We start from the raw sequence: 19,301 nt of genomic DNA on the forward strand, positions 1-19,301 counted from the left end.
TCGCTGCTGACTGGCTGCACCGGGTCGAAAACGGTAAATCGCGAACAACTGCTACGCCCCATTGGCCGGGATGCTAGTTCGTTAGAAGCGATAATCTACACGCAGGCTGGCGCTGCGAGGCGCCCCGGGGTAGTTGGAGTTATCACTACCCGCCTTGGCAGAAACTAAATACTCACGGTTAAAGAGGTTATCGACATTCAGCGTCACGTCGTAGTGCTCGTTTCGATATACGCCAGCCAATTCAGCCGTCGTGTACGAATCAAGCGACACCTTGTTGTTCGTTGAAGTAAAGCGCTCACCCTCATACCGTCCTACACCTGCGACATTGAAGCCTCCGTCCAGCTCCTTCTTTAGCCAGACACTCGCGCTGATCTTGGGGGGCAGGGGGCTCGTGTTTCCTACAATTGATTCGAACGGCGAATCAATCATTTCGCCATTCATACGGTTCAGCCTTCAAGTCGTTACACGTCAATTACCGCGGCGATGTCCTCGCGGGGAATGGTTTGTCCGGTGCCCTTGAAGGTGTGGGTGAGGTGACATTCTCCGTCATCCGAAAGCAGGTAGGCCCAAAGTGACGCACAGTAGTCCTCGATGTCAGTCGTTTCCCCTTTGAACTTGACTACGACAGGCTTCAGTCGCTCTTCTATAACACTGCGCAGGTCGACAAATCCGCCGCTTCCGCAAAAGCTGCTAGACCATAGATCTTGGACTGCCTCTGGTACGCGGTATCGGATGCCGCTTTCACTGTGGCTTGCAGCAGTGAAGGTGTTCCACGCGTAAGGGCCCGTGCCCGCAGCTGTAGACCCTTCATACTCGCTGCGAAGCTTCACAATACCCTCAGCCCGCTGTTTTGCAGTTGGTCGTTTTTCGGGGGGTACCCACTCCATGATCTTATCCAAGAAGCGCCCCACGCCTTGGGAAGAACCCAACAACCCCTCGGCAAACCACGAGTCGCACCCCGCATAACTCGTCGAGTGGTAGTAATACGCGTGGGTGATGTCATCGCGCGGGTAGGCTTTTAGCAGGTGCCAAACAACCCCATGGAACTCCGGTCGCTTAATTTCAGAGTACACCTGTGCGATTTCCAGGACTGCCGGGGCTAGAAGCACTCGTTCGATCTCATCGGTAGAAACAGCGTAGATCTCAGCAAGAGAGCTAATGGCGTCGTGTCTGTTGTCACAGCTCGGGATAAAACTCATCTCAGGCTCCCAGCCTTACCTTTGCGATAGGGCCGGGAGGATATCAGGTTGGATATCGCCGGATAAGTCCCGCAAACCGACCTTCAAGCGTCGAGCGGTCCTCCAGCTCGTACTCCATGAAACCTCCCTTGGATTGAATGTGGCCAGTGCAGCAGTCGCTTCTAAGCACATCGCCAGGATCAATCTCCGCTGGCAGCTGACCAATTGCGTTACTTGAGGTCTGAGCTGTAGCTAGCCTGTGGACGTCGCCTTTGTGAAGAAGTAGTCTCTCACGCCGCGAACTGCAACGGGAGACGCAGCTGTGATCGACGATCCGCTACCACAAGACTGGCGGGACCTTCAAAGTGGTGTGCAACGAATTTTCCGCAATGTTGGCTTAACCGCAGAGGTTGAGGTTGATCTCGATACGCCGCGGGGATCCGTAAATGTGGACGTGCTGGCTGTGGACGTTCGAAGTGTCGACAAGATCAAGTACATCGTTGAATGCAAGAATTGGGGAAGCGCCATTCCACAGGCCGTGGTGCACTCGTTCACTACTGTAATGCATGAAACGGGGGCAAACATCGGCTTCATCATCTCGAAGTATGGTCTCCAAAAGGGCGCCCAGCGCTACACGCAAAATACCAACATCGTCGGTATGACGTACCTAGAGTTCCAGCAGCGTTATTTTGAGGCGTGGTGGCCCCGGTATTTCTGCCCACTCATCGGCGATACGGCTGATACCCCCCTCCAGTACGTAGAGCCGTGTAATGGCGTTCGAGATCGCGCTTACGATGCCTTGTGCCCGGAACAGAAGGAAAAGTTTGATCTCCTGTACGCGCTGCACGCTGTCCCAGTGATGTCATTGTCTATGTTTAATTATCGAGCCATGTCGCCAGTTTTGGGGGCGGACGTCTTACTAGGTTTGCCTAAAGATCTGGATGACTTTAAGAGCAGGGTGCTGAAGCTGATTACTCCTCACGTTAGGTGGCATTGCGATACGTTTCGCGGTCTTTTGGACGTCATCCTCAAGTACCTCAAAGACGTGGAAACCGCATTCGACGAGGTTTTTGGAGGGTCGATTTTTGAACCAAGGGCGCCCATCATCGGTGTGACACTCGATGGGCCACTTGGGGATGGATAGCTGAAGTCCCATTCACTGGGAAATTGCACCTGACTTGACCAAGCGTTTGCATCGTACTTGACCACTCAAGGCACGCAGTAATGGAGAGCTATAAAGCGATGTGGGCGGCAAAACCTGAGGCGTGCCATCAATGATGAAAATCCAGCCCCAGGTTATGAGTGCTGACGTCTTATTGAACTCTTTCACCAACTGCTCACCGACAGCTTTGGGTCGATTACAGCCCTTCGTGACAGGCAGAAATCGGCCAAAAGCGGACAGTGATATAAAAACAAATCTGTCCCCTTTTCGGTCCCTTTTCGGAAAGAAAATGGCCGAGGTTGTCGGATATAATTGACAACCTCCGTCATGCGGAGTGGTGTTTTTCGTGTCTCCTAGGACTGCTGCATATAGTCTTCAGCTCCGCGTTCCAAGCATAATTTTAGGACCCGGAAACGTCCAAGACGAACACATCAATTAGCCCAACTAGCTCTGGCGGGAGCGTCTGTTCGATGCTGGTCTTCAGTTCCGGAGCGGAGTTTATGGTTGTATTTTTTTTGTTTGCGACCAGTTCATCGCCGCCAAACCAGATCACAAGATAAATTCCCTGGTGCTCTGCGTCCGGGTGGATGGAATATCGGTCATACAATTGCGCAGATGCGGCTGTGTATAGTTCTTTATGCCACTGACCTTTTACCTCAACCACAAGCAACCTTCTTTTCCCACCAATGATCTTGGTCGCAGTGAAATCGGTGCGGTTTTCACTTTTCATCTGATGCTCAGAAGTTATTACGATGCCTAATGGTTCGAGTCTGAGACTTAGACGCTCAGCAATGACCTCGGTGGCCTTGACTTCGCCCAAACGCTTACCACCATTGTAAAAACGGTCAGCTGGATTGAACTCTCCACCGTCTATAGCTTTCTGAAAATCTTGAAATTCTTGGAGGACGAGTTTGCGTAAGCCCTCGACGTTCACAACAGTATCGCGATCCAGCAGTTCGATGATTTCTTGAGGAGAAGGCGGTTCGAAATCTCTCAGCGCTTGTTGTCTGACTTTACTGGCTAATAAGCTCTTAAGGTCGTTGCGCATATCTATAAAACGCGCATCGCCCAAAAGACGATTTAAGACAAGGATGGCCTCGCTAGCATCATCTGAGTGTATCAACCAGACTATATCGGTCAAAAAACGATATGCGACCTCCTCGCTAGGACTCCCCGTTCCCCAGTGGCTCGGCAGATGAACTTTAGGCCATTTATCGATAAAAGCGTCGAGAATCGCCGCCACTTTATTTGCCGTAAGTACTGGCCAATGAGAATTTTCGCCGCGATTGAAACGTCCGGAACGAACATTAAGTGAAAATACTGTATCCCTATCAGATTTGAGCCAATTCCAATATGTGCCACAGGTATCTTTTATAAAATAAAATGCTCGAACGAGCCAGAAGATGCGCTTTCTCTCTACGTATTCATCATCTGTGGGCTCCGGCCAGTCGGACATTATATTTTCGCAACGCTCTGCGATTATTTTTTGAAGATCACTACGATCACCAAACTGAGCCGCAATCTCAAAAAGCTTTTCAAAAGTGCCAATATCTAACTCAGAGAAGCGCGCAAGCCACTCTATTGAAAGCTCCGCCCGTAGATGGCTGAAAATCTCGTCATCGCTTAAAAGCCATATATCCGGGTTGCAGCAGCCTTTCTGTGCCAACTGAGGCTCTAGGTACTGACGGAGATAGTGCTCTGCACTCGATGAGTCTGCAAAAATAAGACGATCAATTTCAGATTTTAGAGCGTTGCGTTCTTCTTCGAGCACTGAACTGTAGGATCGATCAATACTGGTCCGTAGCGCGGTCAATAACCGCAAATCAACACTATCCAAATTACCATCCACACGCATGATCTCTAGGCAAGCTGCTAGTAGGACCATTTCTGCATGCAATATTCCCCCTGAACACTGTAACTGTGCAAATTCTAATAGATCGGGAATTTTCAGCGCGATAAAATCTATACAGTTTCTGAGGGCAGTACAAACTAATGCCGCGTCTCCAACTCGTTCCTCAATCCGATCGGGATTCATAAGAACCAATTCTGCAAAGTAGACAAGGCATTGCCAATCGGCACCGCTTTCTATTAGCTCTCGATTGGCCTGGTAATACTGAATATTCGCTGCACGTCTCTCGTTTCGTTGCCGCTGACGGCGTTTCGCTTTGCGATTCTGGCGCGGCAGTCGAGTGTTCTTTGCCAATTGCGAGTAAGCTCTGTTAGATCGTACCCATTCAACCATAAATTCAGGCTTTTCTAAAGACTGTTCGCGCATGCGTCTTCTTAAGTAGTTTGATCCTACTTCTGTTTTGTAGCGATAGCGTTGATGTGTGGCGATAAAATTAGCCCAAAGTTTGGGGTTTTCGAGTTCAAATGCGAGATTCACTATAAACTCGTAATCTTTAGATTGGAATTGAAGACCTGAGTGAGCATAGAACTCAAATTTTTCTACTCTGGTCTTAAAAATTCTCTCTCTATCAGTAATCGTTTTGAAAACGTGAGCCATAATCCCTTGGCGCAAATTATGGTCGCTTTGAAGTATTTTTACAGAAGTACTACCGCTCGCTGCTTGTTGATGATGGTAATTTAAATTTTCGAGCCAGCCCCATACTTTCTCAGGATCAAATGGCGCAGACGCTAATTCAAAATACCTATCTAACATTAGCCCAATAATCTTGCATATACCATCTCGGCAGTAGCAAGCGTAACGCTTTTTACCGCAAACGCAGGTCACTCCTTTAGATAATTCATCCAATAGAGGATTGATCAAATTTAAATCTAAGCTGCCTACAAGTTTTTTGATAAAGTAGCGAGTACCAACTGTCCGTTCTAAACGTTCTTCAGATGCAGGATATAGTTCCGTACAGGTGCGAAAAAAATTCGACAAGTGAGAAATATCAAATCTTTCAGGACCTACGATTGTTATGATGTCCGCCACAACCTTAAGCGAAGTTTCGCTAGCCTCAGCAACCAGAATCGATACATCGGCGTGATGATCATGTCCGATCAAATCGAGTAGACATCTGTTGGCCAAAAATCGAGTGCGTTCGCTCTGGCTTGCGTCCAATACGAGCTGACGTAATTCATTTGTCAAATGCGTAATCGCTGGTGATCCCGCCAAAAGTTCGAGGATCAGATCACGTAAGTGCCCATCGTTTCCAGATGCAAGGAGAGGCTTGATTTCCTTCATGACGTCTTGGGTGAAGAAACCTGCAGCACTGAACCGACGCCAAGAATCTCCCCTTCGGAAATACGGATCTCTCTTTTCCACATCTTTTAAGCGCCTTATGAGCAGGCGCTTTGAGGACTGTTCAAGTTGAGAAGGATCGCCGTTCGCTAGTACTGCATAGGGGTCAAGTTCGATTGCTGATTCCTGAATATACTTGTTGCCTAACGCGGCCAACCAACCCAGCAGCCCTCGTAGTTCGTCCCGTACAATGGTGTTTGGAGCGATTATGGGTAGGCATTTATGGATCGTAAGATGGTCCGTCGGATCAGCTATTCGCTTGGCTAGGTAATACGCAGCACAGTATTCAGCGACGATCTTGTGAACCGGTCGATGCTGATCTGCGCTGTCTCCGGGCTTGAAAAGTCTAGTCGCGAGGATGCCTTCAGCTGCGGTGGTGTTTTCGAACATTGACGCTAGTAGTGGATAAATACGGTCTGCTGTCGCTTCGCTCGTTCCTATACCATCTGCACCTGAAAGCAAAAGCTTGGCGAATACCTCAGACGACAGGTCAACCTTTTGTGCGATCGAAAGGGTAAGGCCGGTCTTCGCCACGGTGGCATTCGCCTCCTTTGCTAGGCGCTCGACCGCTTGGGAAAAAATGCTTCGCTTGTCTGTGAAATGTCTGCCACTTTCGATGTAAGCGTCTGCGAACATCTTTAAGAACTGGGGATTGGGTAGTAGTGCTTCTAAATCAAATCGAGTGACTTCCGCTTGGAATGTTGCGAAATCCTCACCCGGCACATGGTGATGAAAAATTTCCCGCTGTTCTTCTTCCTCAAACTCGACCAGCTTCACTAGGAGCGGTGAGCATCCGAAGTACTCTTCGAATGCGCTTGTGGCTGCGGTCCCCCATTCGCTGGATCGGCTAGAGATGATCACGTGCGTTGGCTTTGCTTTACTTGCATTCGCCAGGAGGTCGTGAATACCGGTTTGATCGATTTTAGCTAACTCGTCAAACGCGTCGATCACGAGCGGAGAGTTATCAGCGCCTGGGCCTATACGTTTGAATTTGTTCGCTGTCACGCTAGAAGTGCCCAGCTTCCGGGCCAAACTACGCATTAACTCAGTTTTTCCACCACCTGGTTCGGCCAGAACAACGACGTAACTTGACGTAACTAGAAGCTCATCTTCAGTGTAAACAACGTCACTGCTGGATATTTGGCGCGGTAAATAAAGAATAGAGCTCATGGGCAGAAGTCTGAAGATGGCGTGCTGAAAGCACCAAAAAACCGGCGCCATTTATTTCAGGGCGAGTCCTTTCAAATGACACATCCTGCTCCGGATATTACGTCATTTTATAGGGATAAGCCCTTCGGTCTGTGAGCGACCGCTCCTGGCCGAAAGCTGCCCGCTACGAACGGCAGCAACCGGTTAAAAATAGGTTGGAGCTGCTTGCGCTGACGGGGCAGCTGGCATCAATGGCGACCCACCCGAACGATCGCGATCACCTTACCTCGCCTCACTACACAACCTGTCCGCCGGATACTGTCGCATAAACTCCATACTCTCCGCCGCCGGCGCCCTCAACCAATCGGCGTACAATCCTTTGGGCAAAATCACCACCATGCGCTTCTCATCCTCAGGCCGATGAAAGTTTCGCATCAATTCGTTATTGCCGGCGTTGACCGTCAACATCGAGAAACCGAACACCTCCTCTCCTGCTGGATTGGTCCAACACTCCCACAACCCAGCAATCCCCATAGGTTCGCTATCACGACGCGTAATCCGCGTGGCAACGGCTTTACCCGATCGCCAATCAGGCTCGTAAATCGCCTTCGCCGGGATAATGCAATGCTGCGCACGACGCCAGGCATTACGAAAGGACGGCTTCTCCCCGGCTGTTTCCGAACGAGCGTTATAGGTTCGGCGCGCAATTTTGGTGTCTTTGCTCCAACCAGGGATCAACCCAAAGGACCCGGACAGTAGCTCTACTTGGGGAGTGGCCTCGTCCTGGTCATCCAAACTAAGAGCCAATTTAAGAAAAGGCCCCATGTAACCAGGCCAAAGGTCCAGCTCTCCCTGCTCAGGCCCTCTCGCACCAAAAGCCAGCGCAATTTGCCCGCTCGCTGGCGCTTCATAGTGACTGCACATGCCGATTCCTCCTGAATTACCGTGGGCACTCACTGCGTTTATCGCCCACTTGTCGAAATTACCTACAGAAAAATTGACCGCAAGCCCTCTGCAAAGTTAACTGTACATAAATACAGTACTTGTAAAAGGGCAGCACCATGAGTATTTCCATCCGAGGCCCCATCACAGAGGGCGGCGCCACCCTGCCCTTTTACTCGTTCCAGGTTCCGGCAGGCTTCCCTTCCCCGGCGGCCGACCATATCGAACAGCACATCTCGATGGACGAGGTGCTCAACATTCGCGCGCCCCACGTCTACCTCATCACCATCACCGGCGAGAGCATGCAGGGCGCCGGCATCTACGAAGGCGATATCGGCATTGTCGATCGCTCCATCGAGCCCGCCCACGGCCATATCGTTGTCGCTGTGCTCAATAACGAGCCCATCTGCAAACGCCTGTGCAAGCGCGGAAAAGAGATCATCCTATTGTCGGAAAACCCCAAATACCCCGCCCGCTATATCCTTGAGGGCGACGAACTGTCCATCTGGGGCGTCATCACCAGCACTGTGCGCAGCCATGTCTAAGCTGCAGCCCGCCTTCGCTTTGATTGATTGCAATAGCTTCTACGCGAGTTGCGAACGCGTGTTCCGCCCAGACCTGGCCAGAACCCCGATTGTGGTTCTGAGCAACAACGACGGCTGCGTGATCGCCCGCAGCTACGACGCCAAGCCCTTCGTCAAAATGGGCGCACCGTATTTCGAGATCAAACACACGCTCAAGCAGCACGGCATCGTGCCCTTCTCCTCCAACTACGCGCTGTATGGCGATATGAGCGAACGGGTCATGAGTCTGATCGAAGCCATGGTACCTACGGTGGAGGTGTACAGCATCGACGAGGCGTTCGCCGACCTGACCGGGATGACTGAACTGGATGCGCTCGGGCGTCGTATTCGAAACCAGGTGCTGCTTTGCACGGGCATCCCCGTGGGTGTGGGCATTGCCCATACCAAGACATTGGCAAAACTGGCCAACCACACGGCCAAGCGCCTGCAAGGGCAAACCGGCGGCGTGGTCGATATCTGCGCGCCAGAGAAACGCGATTGGGTGCTGCGCAATACCGATGTCGCAGAGGTCTGGGGCGTTGGACGGAAAATGAAATTGCATCTGGATGGCCTGGGCATCAAGTCGGCGATGGACCTGGCTAAGGCGGATCCGTCGATGCTACGCCGGAAATTCAGTGTGGTAATGGAAAAGACCGCGCGAGAGCTGGCGGGTACGCCCTGCCTGGCGCTGGATGAACCCGAACCACCCAAGCAGGAAATCTGCTGCAGCCGCATGTTCGGCAAACGCCTGACCGAACTGGCGCCGATCCAGGAAGCAGTGGCCACCTACATGATGCGCGCCTCCGAGAAACTGCGGGCCCAGCAATCATTGTGCAAGAAGATTCGGGTTTCCATACGCACGGGGATGTTCAATCCAGACGAGGCGAAATATGCCAATGGGGTGGTGGTTGACCTGCCCTACCCGACCGATGATGTGCGCATGCTAACCCGGGCGGCGACGGAGGCTGTCGGGCAGGTGTTTCGTGCGGGTTTTAATTACAGCAAGGCGGAAGTCCTGCTACTGAATCTGTGCCAGTCTGGGGAATACACCGATGATCTATTTACTATATCGCAGCCCGCGGAAGCCACACGGGTGATGACTGTGCTGGATCAGATTAATGGCCGTTGGGGCAAGGGGACACTGCGTACGGCTAACGTGCCGGAGCATCCTGACTGGGGGATGCGGCGGGAGATGATGAGTCAGAGTTATACAACGCGGTTGGATCAGTTGTGGAAAGTATCTTGTGAGTGATCCAGAAAATACGTAATTAGGCAACTTACGAGCTTGATTTCTCTCCGGATTCGGACAGCGTTGTGCTGTATGTGAAACTTGCACGTGAGTTGCGCGCGAGAATTGAAAGTGCGATTCAGAAATTTAATGACGGCACACATCCGGGTTTGCTGGTAAGGCATAAGCCTCCGACCGGTGAAGCGAGAGTTACCGCTTAGACAGGGGGCACTCAGGCCAGGCATACTGCATCTACCGGCACTGAGGCTGGCAAAGTGGAGGTAACAACATGCTGAAGGAGGAGCAAGTCAGTGAGTTGCTCATCCAGTGTGAGCGATTAGTCGGGCAACGCTTGGTTCAGATCCGTGGCAATCTGACCAGGCCAGAGAATCGCTCAGCTGCTATTTTCGAGCTGCTTGCCATTCAGGCATTTGCTGAGCTCGGTACGGTTGAGTACGAACCCTTCCCCAACAGCCCCGACATCCGACTGACGCTGCCTGACGGCAACCAAGTTTGGGTGGAAGTTGCGTTTCTGTACGACAAGTATTGGAAACAGGAGCGGCAATCACGCGATCTGACTATGGCTATGCGCACGCATGCTCAAAGCAAGGGTATTGCTCCTGAAAAGATCTCTTTCAGGTTTACTGGTGAGCCCACTGCGGCGGGTTATGAGCGCCGACTGCCAGAACAGCAAGACCTCAAAAAATTCTTTAAAGGAGAGTATGCCAGAGATCTCTTTGAACGAATTCGGGGCAAGCCCTTAGAGCCATTCACGGTCGAGCACCCCAAATTTAGTTTTCAAATTTCTTATGTTCCATCAGCCACTTGCGGAAGCGGCGGTGGTCTAGTGCAGGAAGCGCCTAAAGATCCGAAGCAGCACCAGCTGTACAAAATCATCAAACGTAAGGCCAGCCAGCACGCAGTTGAAGGTATGCGCATCGTTTGCGTAGGGAGTGACTCCAGCAGAGCACTCGCCCGCAGCTCCTCCCCAGCAGTGATCACCGCCGAGGATGCAACCCGCCTCGCGTTCAGCGAAACAACCTCTGTGGGGTGCGTAATTACCGTAGAGATCAAACACGTCTTCCAGGCCTTCAGCCAAATGCAGAAGCTAGCCCATCCATGGCTCTACCTTAACTCTAGGGCAAAGGCACCCATGACCGAGCATGTGGTAGGAGCTATGCAACAGCTCCATTTTAATCGCTGGAAATACTCGTTTGAACTCAATCAATACCAGACTCCTGAGAAGGGCTTGGATAGGAAGCTGCTGGGGAGTATCAGTATGACAACTGGGAACAATGGTCTTAGCCTCGAAATCCCATCTGCCTTGTTCGTGGAGGTCTTAGCCGGTCGGGAGAAGCTTCTGCAAGGAGAGTCGGGCTTGGACCCTATGCTGGAGAATTTTCTGTCAGGCGATTATCGCGTGGAAAATTGCTCCTTGATCCCTGCGAATGTTCAAGCAGGCGAAGGGGCTAAGATAAAAATTGATTTCGTGTTCGACTTCGATACGGTCTTCGAGCGGGTTTCAACGTAAGCGAACGGTGAACCCACCTACCGTTCTCCCAAATTAAGGGCGATGGTGTCCGCCTATTTTTTAAGCGGACGCGATAGCCCTTAAATGCGCCAACGAAGCTCTTACCCCAAGTCGTTCAAAGCCCAGGTTGTCCAGGAATGCCTGCAACCCGGCGCCTCCATCTCCAGCGTTGCCATCAGTCACGGCATCAATGCCAACGTGATCCGTAAGTGGCTGCCACTTTTCCGAGATCAACCACCCGCAACCTTGCCAGCGTTTGCTCCGGTAACGGTCGCTCCGAAAAGACAGGCCGAGTCACCGCGGTGATCATCGAGCTGCCATTTGGTGAGCAAACCATCACGGTGAAATGGCCTGCTTCCGATCCCGAGGGCTGCGCTCAGTTTGTCCGTGGATTTGCCCTATGATCCGCATCGACAGCATCTGGCTCGCCACCGAGCCCATGGATATACGTGCTGGCACCGAGACCGCTCTGGCCAGGGTGATTGCGGTGTTCGGTGCGGCGAAGCCGTACTGTGCTTATTTGTTCGCCATTTGCGAGTCGCAACAACCAGGATGATGAACTGGTCAGAACCCTACCCCAATACGATGGGCCCCAAACGTATTCTTTACTCAAAAACCATCTCCAGCACGTTGACCGAACGCGAGCAAAAAACTGCTCACGACCCTGAGAGGTAGGTATTCATACCGCAAAGAGAGATCTATCCCAATGGCTCATAAATCACTGCCGATCTTAAAGTGCTAGGCATCGCTGCAAAATTAAAACTCAAATAGATATATATAAAAACAAAAAACATCCAATCAGATCCCAGCAACGCCAGCTTATTGACTTGACTAGCGTCAACTTGTTGTCAAAAAATAAACTGGAAACAACGCCTTGAATTAGCAACTTGCGCCCCGAAATCTTAGTCCACCACCCCACTATATCGGAGCTCCCATGGCAGATGTTTATTTCATCAATGGCATCAGACTCGACAAAACCGGAGAGCACATCGAACTTGTTCGAGTTCGCAAAGAAGTCTCAAACGAGCAATTCATAGTGCCGCGCGAATTCGTCGCTCAGCTCATCCAAACCGGCGTGTCATTCAAATCTCGATACTATGATGGCAAGGAATGGAAAACCGGTGCGGATGTGGAAGTATTTGAAGACATCTTCCTTCGGGCTAACCGCAACAGCACTGCTAAAGACAACCTCAGAAATTTGCGACTGGTCTGATCCTTTCGCGGCTCTGAGCGCGAGAGAGCGACAGAGCTCTCTCGCCTCTCATCTGCCACACACGTCGGCATAACGCCCATCCGGGGCAGCTAGGCGACCCCATGAGACTCACTGTAGGTACGCTAAATGGATCAGCAGGTTGCGCTAAAGTTGATCGCCGAGAAGGCCTACGACGTCGGCTACTCCGCCAAGCTTCACTTCTCTACCTACGACATGGTGGAGAAAGCCCCAGGGTGGATCGGCTTGATCTCCCTGGTGATAGGTGTACTAGCGCTTTACATCGATTTTTTGGCGGCAAAACACGTTTCAGCGCTCATTACCGTGATCGGCATTTGCAGCCTTTACATCACCTACTACGCCGACTCCAAAGAACAATATTTTCAAGCCGGGAACAAGCTCACGGAGTTGCTTGATGAGCTGAAGGGCATGTCTGCCCGATGTAAATCCAACCAGCCATTTACCGCCGCCGATCAAGCCCAACTGGATCGAATCACCACTGATTTCCGATCGGCCTGCCAGCGTAAGCACATCCTTTTCTCGGGCTGGCTAGCTCACAAAAAATTCTTTTGGGATCACCAGATCGACTGGATCGCTGAGCACCGTGAATTTAGTTTTTTCAGGGACAAGATCCCTTTTTCCGTATACGCCCTGATGGCAGTGATTTTGATCGCTCTGGTCGGTGGGTCATGGCTCGCTGCGCATCCGGAACTTCTCCTCTCGCTGAAGGAAGTCTGCACCCATGAGTAAAGAGCTTTTCGAGCAGTTTCGTAAAAACCTGGCAGTCAAGAATGCCGACGAGATCTCCAAAAGCTACCGGCAGATCACCGAGAAGCTCAACGGAAAGTACTACGACAGCACCTCAGAGACCCTGCACTGCCGCCAAGTCGGATCATACGGTCGACATACCGCAGTCCACGGCGTGAGCGATCTGGACATGGCGTTCGTGTTGCCGTGGTCGGTGTACGATCGCTTCCAGCGCTACGAGAACAACAAGCAATCGTCGCTGTTCGGCGAGATCCGCCTAGCTCTTAAAGAACGCTTCCCGAACCATGAGGTAAGGGCCCAGCAGCAGGTAGTGTCGATAAATTTCTCGGACTACGTGGTCGAGGTACTCCCGGCATTCGAGCATGAGGATGGTAGCTACACCTACCCAGATGCCAATGATGGAGGCAGCTGGAAAACCTGTAACCCAGTCGCTGAAATCGATGAAATCAACGCGCTAAACCAGGACAAAAACCATAACCTAAAGCGCCTATGCAAAATGGTGCGGGCCTGGAAAAACGACCATGGTGTGCCACTGAAGGGAATGCTGATCGACACCCTGTGCTATCAGTTCCTGAAGGGCACCATGGACTACGACAACAAGTCCTATGCCGCCTACAGCCAAATGACCCGGGACTTCTTCGCCTACCTGGTTGATATCAATGAAGACAAGGAGCAATGGCGTGCGCCCGGCAGTGGCTCCATCGCTACCAAATCAGGCAACTTTCATCCCAAGGCCAAGAAGGCCCTGAGACGCTTACAGGAGGCGCTGGATGATGGCGAGGTTGCCCATGAGCGTTGGAGCACTGTGTTCGGCGAGCATTTCCCAGAGTATGTCGAGCAAGATAAGAAACAGGCAATCGCAGAGAACCGCGTCAAAAACGCCGAACAGTTCATCGGTCAAAAATTCAGCCTCGACATCCAGTACACCCTGCGCATCGATTGCTCCGTCAAGAACGAAGGTGATCGGCTTCGCAATCTAATGTCTCGCGTTATGACATACCGAATTCCCAAGCAGCGTGAGCTGACATTCTGGGTCGCCGAGATCGATGTACCACCTCCGTACAAGATCTACTGGAAGGTGAAGAACGTGGGCCCGCAGGCCATCGAGAGAAACATGATCCGTGGCGAAATTCGAATCGACAGCGGCTACCGCCAAATCACCGAGCACTCCACCTTCCAGGGCGACCATTACGTGGAATGCTACGCGGTGAAAGACAACGTCTATGTGGCGCGCAGCCGGATCATCGTGCCGATTTAAATGCGGTCTGGAGGTGTACCTGAATAGGAGCGACCCACTCCTACTCCACTAGGCTGCGTCTATCCGCTCCAGGCTCAATCAACCAGCTTGAGCTTTTGATGACGTATGCCATACCGAGATCACCAAGCCGAGATGAACGACACTTGCCGCTTTGCAGTACTCGATCTCCGATACGGTGCACCGAGACTGCAAACTAAAAATGGCTCACATCCGTGGCCACCATCACAAGGACAAGCACATGCCCGTAGCAAAAAGGATTCTTCTACCCGACACCAACCAAGGCCTCGAACACGTTCTGAAGGGCATCAGTGTTGCTGATCACCTCAGCACCACGCTGAACGTCCCAGACGTCATTTTTCTCGTGCCAGTCAAAGCCTCACTCACCTCCGGCTCTTTGCATAACGCGCTTGGTAAAGCTGTTCACGACGCACTCGCCAAAGGTAAGCCGGTAAAGCTACCAAGTGGTGCGCACATGCGCTGCGAGACAATACAGACACTGCAGTGGCTGCCGAAACCGTCCGTGGTGATCGCGGTGTACGCCAGTCAAAAGATGATGGACAAGATCGACGCGCTACAGAATGTGGCGGCTATCGTCGCTATCCCCTGGGTGGCGGGTGAGATCGATGACTGGGCGAAGACTTGGTCACCACAGATCCTAGGCCAGTCGAGCCCGCCGGCCCAGTCAGCAGCAAAGCTCATTACAGACCCAGTTGTTGAGCAAGCGATGAAATCGCTGACCAACATAATCAATAAAGCCCACAACAGCTTGCACCCCTCTGACGAGGAACACGCCAAGCGGATTCTTCGAATTCTCCGCTCACGCGAACACCTGGAGCCGGCAGAAAATATCAGGCGCTGGGCAATAAAGAATGGTTGGCTGCCCAAGGCGGCTGAACGTTTGGAGGTTCTGGCACAGAAGGCGTTTGCCTTGCGTACAAAGCCAAAACTGGAAAATCCGCAGCATGCCGAGCAGAGCTATCAACGCTGGGCTGATGCAGCGCAACCATGACAGCCTTAAATAGGTTGCCTGGGAAGGAAGCGCGGGATAGTAGCCAACCCTGCAATGGGCATGAGAGGTCGGGGTGACCGACCTCTCGCACATCACGTACTGGCAATGCTTCAGTCATGGTCGTAGCTGATTGGATGACTTCATGAAACGCATGAGCCCTGCCGAACTAATCTGTCTGGTCTGGGGCAACGCCGACATCGACGACGGTACAGCATAAAACCGTTGCACCGACCTTCTTCAGCCACAGCCGCCCTGATGCCCCCGGACGTACTGCCGCACTCGTTCACATTTGGCTCAAAAATTCTTTATCATTGCTGCTGGCAATCGGCCCAAGAACGCCTTTCTACGGCGCTTGTTTCGTAACCGTCCGGCCAACACCCTCTCCTGACATCTCTCCAAATTCGCCAAGATAGTGGACACCATTTTTTAGTGGACACTATCTTGGATACAGCTCCCGCTCGTTGCCCCGGTCGCCGCCCGAACTTCCCACCAGAATTTAAACGCAAAGTCGTCGAGGCCTCTTACCGGCCCGGCGCCTCCGTATCGTTGATTGCTCGCGAACACGACGTTAATGCCAACATGGTCTTTCGTTGGCGACAGCAATATCAGGACGGAGCATTCGGCCCCATCAGCCAGCACGTGAATCTCCTGCCAGTCGAGGTGATCGAAGCGTCTATCGAATTGCCGCCGCCAGCGCCGCTGCCGCCAGAACGCCCTTCCGAGATCCTTATAGAAGTAGGAAAAGCCAAGCTACGCATCACCGGCAAGCCTGACCTTCAAACCTTGCAACTCACCTTGCAGCAGTTACTGCGATGATCGCTCCACCCTCAGGAACCCGTATCTGGATCGCTGCCGGCGTCACCGATATGCGCCGTGGCTTCGACGGTTTGGCGGCGTTGGTGCAAACACAGCTGGAGGCCGATCCGTTCTCCGGCCAGATCTTTGCCTTTCGCGGGCGACGTGGTGATCGCATCAAATTGCTGTGGTGGGACGGCGACGGATTGTGTCTGTTCTGCAAACGCCTGGAACAGGGCCGATTCGTCTGGCCGCAAGCAACCTGCGGCAGCGTTTCGCTGACAGCGGCGCAGTTATCGATGTTGTTGGAAGGCATTGATTGGCGCAGGCCAATTCGTACAGCACCCGTCCTCGCGGTCTGACTTTGCGCGCTGAAAATCCTTAGTAACATTCGGGCATGACTCACATGACCGACGCTTTGCCGAATGATCTTCACGCCTTAAAGACCCTGGTCTCTGCCCAGCGGGCAGAGATTGAGCGTCTGAAAATGATGATCGCTAAGTTGCGGTGCACGCAGTTCGGTCGCAGTTCTGAGCAATTGGACGCGATGATCGATCAGCTCCAACTGAGCCTTGAAGAACTGGAGGTCAGCCAGGCTGAAGTGACGTCAGTCACTGAGCCCTCACCGCGCACCGTTTCCCGTCGCAAGCCATTGCCCGAGCATCTCCCCCGCGAAATTCATGTCCATCAACCCGATCCACAATGCTCTGGTTGTGGTGGGACGCTTCGCCAGTTGGGGGAGGACGTATCTGAGGTGCTGGAGTACGTTCCGGCACGTTTCAAGGTGATTCGCCACGTTCGACCCAAGCTGGTTTGTCGCTGCTGCGAGCACATCGCTCAAGTGCCTGCACCGAGCCGCCCGATAGCTCGGGGCCTTGCAGGCCCTGGGCTACTGGCTCATGTGCTGGTTTCCAAGTTCGTTGACCACCTTCCTTTGTATCGGCAGTCCGAAATTTACGCCCGCGAGGGCGTAGATCTGGAGCGCTCGACCTTGGCCGACTGGGTCGGCCAAAGCAGCCAATTGCTCAGGCCGTTGGTCAATGCGCTCAAGTCCCACGTCATGAGCGGCCATAAAGTCCACGCCGACGACACACCGATTGGCGCACTCGCTCCTGGCACCGGCAAAACCAAAACGGCGCGCCTGTGGACGTATGTCCGCGACGACCGTTCCTCCGGTTACGCGACGCCAGCGGCGGTGTGGTTTGCTTACTCGCCGGATCGCAAGGGGCAACATCCCCGTGCGCACCTCAACGATTTCAGCGGGATCTTGCAAGCCGATGGCTACGCGGGTTTTGCTCAGCTCTATAGCTCCGGCAGTGTTCAGGAAGCGGCATGCTGGGCTCACGCTAGGCGCAAGTTTTACGACGTGTACAAAGACCAGTCCTCGCCGCTTGCCGCCGAAGTGCTGCAACGAATCGCAGTGCTGTATGCCATTGAGCGTGAGGTTCGCGGCCAGCCGCCCGACCGACGAATAGCGGCTCGGCAAAGCCGAGCCAGTCCGCTGTTGGAGCAGTTGCACGCGTGGCTCAATCAGACGCTGACACAGGTGTCGAAAAATCGGCATTGGGTGGTGCGATTCTCTATGCCCTCAATCGGTGGCAGGCGCTGGTGCGCTACTGCGATGACGGGCGAATTGAGATCGACAACAACGCTGCCGAACGAGCGCTGCGCGCTGTTGCTTTGGGTAGAAAAAACTACCTGTTCGTCGGTTCCGATGCCGGTGGAGAAAGGGCTGCTGCTATTTACAGCCTGGTAGGCTCAGCCAAACTCAACGACCTGAACCCGCAAGCCTACTTGACCCACGTGCTGGAGCAAATCGCCGACCATCCAATCAGCCGGGTGGAAGAACTGCTGCCCTGGAACGTATCTCTTAACCCTCTCGAACACTGCGAGGCTGCTTGATCCATGCCAAAAAAATCTCACCTGTCCGTGGTTAAAACCGACCAAGTCCTGATACTGCACATCGAGTTTACATGGATAAAACCTTCGATTTGGCGACGTGTGGCAGTGCCTGAAAACATCACGTTGAGCAAATTGCATCAGGTGATCCAGGCGGTGTTTGGCTGGAGCGACAGCCACCTGCACGAGTTTGAAATTGATGGTGAGAGTTATGGCGTTCCTGATCCTGATTGGGGCCCACCGGTGATTTCAGAGCAGCGTAAAAAGCTGATCAGCGTGTTGTACGGCAAGAAGACGTTTCGGTATGTCTATGACTTCGGCGACAACTGGGAGCTGAGGATTAAAGTCGAGAAGACCTTGCCTGCAATTATTTTTCCGCAAGTGCCGTGCTGTATTGATGGAGCTAATAGGTGTCCGCCCGAGGATGTTGGTGGCGCGCCTGGGTATGAAGATTTTCTGGCAGCGATAGCGGATCCGAATCATCCCGGGCATAAAGAAATGCTGGAGTGGTATGGAGATGACGGATTTGATCCGACGGCGTTTGACTGCGATTGGACTAATCAATGGTTGAAGAGGCAGGTGAAGAGCTGATCAGAAATAGCGTGCCGGGCAGACGCTTAAGATAGTTTCGCGGGTACAGCCATACCTAATTCAATGTGCCAAGATTAGGCCACCAAGGATGAGTACCAATCAAATATGCCTAGTCTTACCTCCGATGCCGATTTCATGCAGCTTGCTCTTGCCCAAGGGCGCTTAGCCTTACCTGGCTGCCTTCCAAACCCGCCAGTAGGTTGCGTGCTGGTAAAGGACAACGTGGTGATCAGCCAAGGCCATACACAGGCACCTGGGCTCTATCACGCGGAAGCGATGGCGTTAAGCCGATTAGCGAATGACTGCTCCGGGGTGACAGCATTTGTCACGCTTGAGCCATGCTCTTTTCATGGCCGAACTCCGTCATGCGCGCGGGCACTGATAAACAGTGGGGTCGATAAAGTTTTTGTCGGGTTGCTTGATCCCGATCCGAGAAACTCGGGAGCGGGCATAAGAATGCTACGAGATGCAGGCATTACAGTCGTTGTCGGCTTACTGGCGGAGGAAGCTGCTGAGGACTTAGCTGGTTTTTTGGTAAGCAATTCCGGTGAGTCGCCGGAGCGCAACGATCAGTAAATCGTTAGCACCTCAGCGCAAGGTGGGATGCCCGGACGGTTACGGTTCGCAGGCGTTGGTCGAGTATGGTCGTGAGCTTGGTGCTGGCAGGGTAGCCGGAGCTCCGCCCGAGCATCTTATGAGTGTGGCCATCGAAAGGATTTCGTCTACGCGCCCCTGTTCCTGCCTGATGAGCATTTCCGAATATTCGGCCCA

The 19,301-nt window shown here is 52.8% G+C and carries 18 protein-coding genes and 1 pseudogene; 15 read left to right on the top strand and 4 right to left on the bottom strand.

The window, feature by feature from the left end:
• Positions 1 to 81: 81 nt before the first annotated feature.
• Both B348_RS0127900 and B348_RS0127905 read right to left on the bottom strand, forming a co-directional pair.
• Positions 82 to 441: a TonB-dependent receptor gene (locus B348_RS0127900; protein ID WP_017739314.1), complete on the bottom strand. Its 360-nt coding sequence runs from the start codon at positions 439 to 441 to the stop codon at positions 82 to 84.
• A gap of 20 nt (positions 442 to 461) precedes the next feature.
• The gene (locus B348_RS0127905) at positions 462 to 1,199 is read right to left on the bottom strand and encodes a hypothetical protein (RefSeq protein ID WP_017739315.1); all 738 of its coding nucleotides are present in this window, start codon (positions 1,197 to 1,199) and stop codon (positions 462 to 464) included.
• A gap of 301 nt (positions 1,200 to 1,500) precedes the next feature.
• On the opposite strand from B348_RS0127905, the gene B348_RS0127910 reads away from it, so the two are divergent.
• Positions 1,501 to 2,322 carry a restriction endonuclease gene (locus tag B348_RS0127910; protein ID WP_017739316.1) on the top strand — a complete coding sequence of 274 codons (822 nt, stop codon included), beginning with the start codon at positions 1,501 to 1,503 and terminating at the stop codon, positions 2,320 to 2,322.
• A gap of 418 nt (positions 2,323 to 2,740) precedes the next feature.
• Here B348_RS0127910 and B348_RS0127915 read toward each other — a convergent pair whose 3' ends face one another.
• Together B348_RS0127915 and B348_RS0127920 are read right to left on the bottom strand one after the other, a co-directional pair.
• Positions 2,741 to 6,757, bottom strand: a complete 4,017-nt coding sequence (locus B348_RS0127915) for a hypothetical protein (RefSeq protein ID WP_026137122.1) — start codon at positions 6,755 to 6,757, stop codon at positions 2,741 to 2,743.
• 261 nt (positions 6,758 to 7,018) lie between these two features.
• Positions 7,019 to 7,660, bottom strand: coding sequence for an SOS response-associated peptidase (locus B348_RS0127920; RefSeq protein ID WP_017739318.1), 642 nt, complete (start codon positions 7,658 to 7,660; stop codon positions 7,019 to 7,021).
• Positions 7,661 to 7,797: 137 nt separating this feature from the next.
• Here B348_RS0127920 and B348_RS0127925 point away from each other — a divergent pair, with 137 nt between their 5' ends.
• The 14 genes and pseudogenes from B348_RS0127925 (at position 7,798) to B348_RS1000000131325 (ending at position 19,106) form a co-directional block, all read left to right on the top strand.
• Positions 7,798 to 8,223 carry a LexA family transcriptional regulator gene (locus B348_RS0127925; RefSeq protein WP_017739319.1) on the top strand — a complete coding sequence of 142 codons (426 nt, stop codon included), beginning with the start codon at positions 7,798 to 7,800 and terminating at the stop codon, positions 8,221 to 8,223.
• Positions 8,216 to 9,493, top strand: coding sequence for a translesion error-prone DNA polymerase V subunit UmuC (umuC, locus tag B348_RS0127930; RefSeq protein ID WP_017739320.1), 1,278 nt, complete (start codon positions 8,216 to 8,218; stop codon positions 9,491 to 9,493). Before B348_RS0127925 ends, umuC begins: the two co-directional genes overlap by 8 nt.
• Before the next feature lie 265 nt (positions 9,494 to 9,758).
• A complete protein-coding gene (locus B348_RS0127935; RefSeq protein WP_017739321.1) occupies positions 9,759 to 11,000 on the top strand; it encodes a hypothetical protein in 1,242 nt (413 codons plus the stop codon).
• A gap of 84 nt (positions 11,001 to 11,084) precedes the next feature.
• Positions 11,085 to 11,306 (top strand): transposase, encoded by a 222-nt coding sequence (locus B348_RS1000000131315; protein WP_081609296.1) that lies wholly within the window; start codon positions 11,085 to 11,087, stop codon positions 11,304 to 11,306.
• A gap of 94 nt (positions 11,307 to 11,400) precedes the next feature.
• Entirely contained in the window at positions 11,401 to 11,556 is a 156-nt protein-coding gene (locus B348_RS0127940) for a transposase (protein ID WP_017739322.1), read from the top strand.
• Positions 11,557 to 11,934: 378 nt separating this feature from the next.
• Positions 11,935 to 12,213 (top strand): DUF3892 domain-containing protein, encoded by a 279-nt coding sequence (locus tag B348_RS0127945; protein WP_017739323.1) that lies wholly within the window; start codon positions 11,935 to 11,937, stop codon positions 12,211 to 12,213.
• Positions 12,214 to 12,339: 126 nt separating this feature from the next.
• Positions 12,340 to 12,960 (top strand): SLATT domain-containing protein, encoded by a 621-nt coding sequence (locus B348_RS0127950; protein WP_017739324.1) that lies wholly within the window; start codon positions 12,340 to 12,342, stop codon positions 12,958 to 12,960.
• Entirely contained in the window at positions 12,953 to 14,236 is a 1,284-nt protein-coding gene (locus tag B348_RS0127955; RefSeq protein WP_017739325.1) for a nucleotidyltransferase, read from the top strand. The genes B348_RS0127950 and B348_RS0127955 overlap by 8 nt, the downstream gene beginning before the upstream one ends.
• A gap of 238 nt (positions 14,237 to 14,474) precedes the next feature.
• Entirely contained in the window at positions 14,475 to 15,245 is a 771-nt protein-coding gene (locus B348_RS0127960) for a hypothetical protein (protein WP_017739326.1), read from the top strand.
• A 441-nt stretch (positions 15,246 to 15,686) separates the two neighbouring features.
• Positions 15,687 to 16,061, top strand: a complete 375-nt coding sequence (locus tag B348_RS1000000131320) for a transposase (RefSeq protein ID WP_157356569.1) — start codon at positions 15,687 to 15,689, stop codon at positions 16,059 to 16,061.
• A complete protein-coding gene (gene tnpB / locus B348_RS0127970; RefSeq protein ID WP_026137124.1) occupies positions 16,058 to 16,402 on the top strand; it encodes an IS66 family insertion sequence element accessory protein TnpB in 345 nt (114 codons plus the stop codon). The genes B348_RS1000000131320 and tnpB overlap by 4 nt, the downstream gene beginning before the upstream one ends.
• A gap of 35 nt (positions 16,403 to 16,437) precedes the next feature.
• Positions 16,438 to 17,942 (top strand): annotated as a pseudogene (locus B348_RS01000000130385) (IS66 family transposase).
• Between the two features lie 3 nt (positions 17,943 to 17,945).
• Positions 17,946 to 18,530 carry a plasmid pRiA4b ORF-3 family protein gene (locus B348_RS0127980; RefSeq protein WP_026137125.1) on the top strand — a complete coding sequence of 195 codons (585 nt, stop codon included), beginning with the start codon at positions 17,946 to 17,948 and terminating at the stop codon, positions 18,528 to 18,530.
• A gap of 105 nt (positions 18,531 to 18,635) precedes the next feature.
• Complete coding sequence (locus tag B348_RS1000000131325; protein ID WP_081609298.1) at positions 18,636 to 19,106, top strand: bifunctional diaminohydroxyphosphoribosylaminopyrimidine deaminase/5-amino-6-(5-phosphoribosylamino)uracil reductase RibD; 471 nt, start codon at positions 18,636 to 18,638, stop codon at positions 19,104 to 19,106.
• Positions 19,107 to 19,301 lie beyond the last annotated feature (195 nt).

Origin of the sequence: Pseudomonas sp. CBZ-4, from assembly GCF_000346755.1 — a bacterium.
Lineage (GTDB): Bacteria > Pseudomonadota > Gammaproteobacteria > Pseudomonadales > Pseudomonadaceae > Aquipseudomonas.

Coding starts and splice junctions, on each gene's coding strand:
- B348_RS0127980 (WP_026137125.1), top strand. CDS start 17,946: ATGCCAAAAAAATCTCACCTGTCCGTGGTTAAAACCGACCAAGTCCTG.
- tnpB (WP_026137124.1), top strand. CDS start 16,058: ATGATCGCTCCACCCTCAGGAACCCGTATCTGGATCGCTGCCGGCGTC.
- B348_RS0127955 (WP_017739325.1), top strand. CDS start 12,953: ATGAGTAAAGAGCTTTTCGAGCAGTTTCGTAAAAACCTGGCAGTCAAG.
- B348_RS1000000131315 (WP_081609296.1), top strand. CDS start 11,085: ATGCGCCAACGAAGCTCTTACCCCAAGTCGTTCAAAGCCCAGGTTGTC.
- B348_RS0127925 (WP_017739319.1), top strand. CDS start 7,798: ATGAGTATTTCCATCCGAGGCCCCATCACAGAGGGCGGCGCCACCCTG.
- B348_RS0127905 (WP_017739315.1), bottom strand. CDS start 1,199: ATGAGTTTTATCCCGAGCTGTGACAACAGACACGACGCCATTAGCTCT.
- B348_RS0127935 (WP_017739321.1), top strand. CDS start 9,759: ATGCTGAAGGAGGAGCAAGTCAGTGAGTTGCTCATCCAGTGTGAGCGA.
- B348_RS0127960 (WP_017739326.1), top strand. CDS start 14,475: ATGCCCGTAGCAAAAAGGATTCTTCTACCCGACACCAACCAAGGCCTC.
- B348_RS0127940 (WP_017739322.1), top strand. CDS start 11,401: ATGATCCGCATCGACAGCATCTGGCTCGCCACCGAGCCCATGGATATA.
- umuC (WP_017739320.1), top strand. CDS start 8,216: ATGTCTAAGCTGCAGCCCGCCTTCGCTTTGATTGATTGCAATAGCTTC.
- B348_RS0127945 (WP_017739323.1), top strand. CDS start 11,935: ATGGCAGATGTTTATTTCATCAATGGCATCAGACTCGACAAAACCGGA.
- B348_RS0127900 (WP_017739314.1), bottom strand. CDS start 441: ATGAATGGCGAAATGATTGATTCGCCGTTCGAATCAATTGTAGGAAAC.
- B348_RS0127915 (WP_026137122.1), bottom strand. CDS start 6,757: ATGAGCTCTATTCTTTATTTACCGCGCCAAATATCCAGCAGTGACGTT.
- B348_RS1000000131325 (WP_081609298.1), top strand. CDS start 18,636: ATGCCTAGTCTTACCTCCGATGCCGATTTCATGCAGCTTGCTCTTGCC.
- B348_RS0127950 (WP_017739324.1), top strand. CDS start 12,340: ATGGATCAGCAGGTTGCGCTAAAGTTGATCGCCGAGAAGGCCTACGAC.
- B348_RS0127920 (WP_017739318.1), bottom strand. CDS start 7,660: ATGTGCAGTCACTATGAAGCGCCAGCGAGCGGGCAAATTGCGCTGGCT.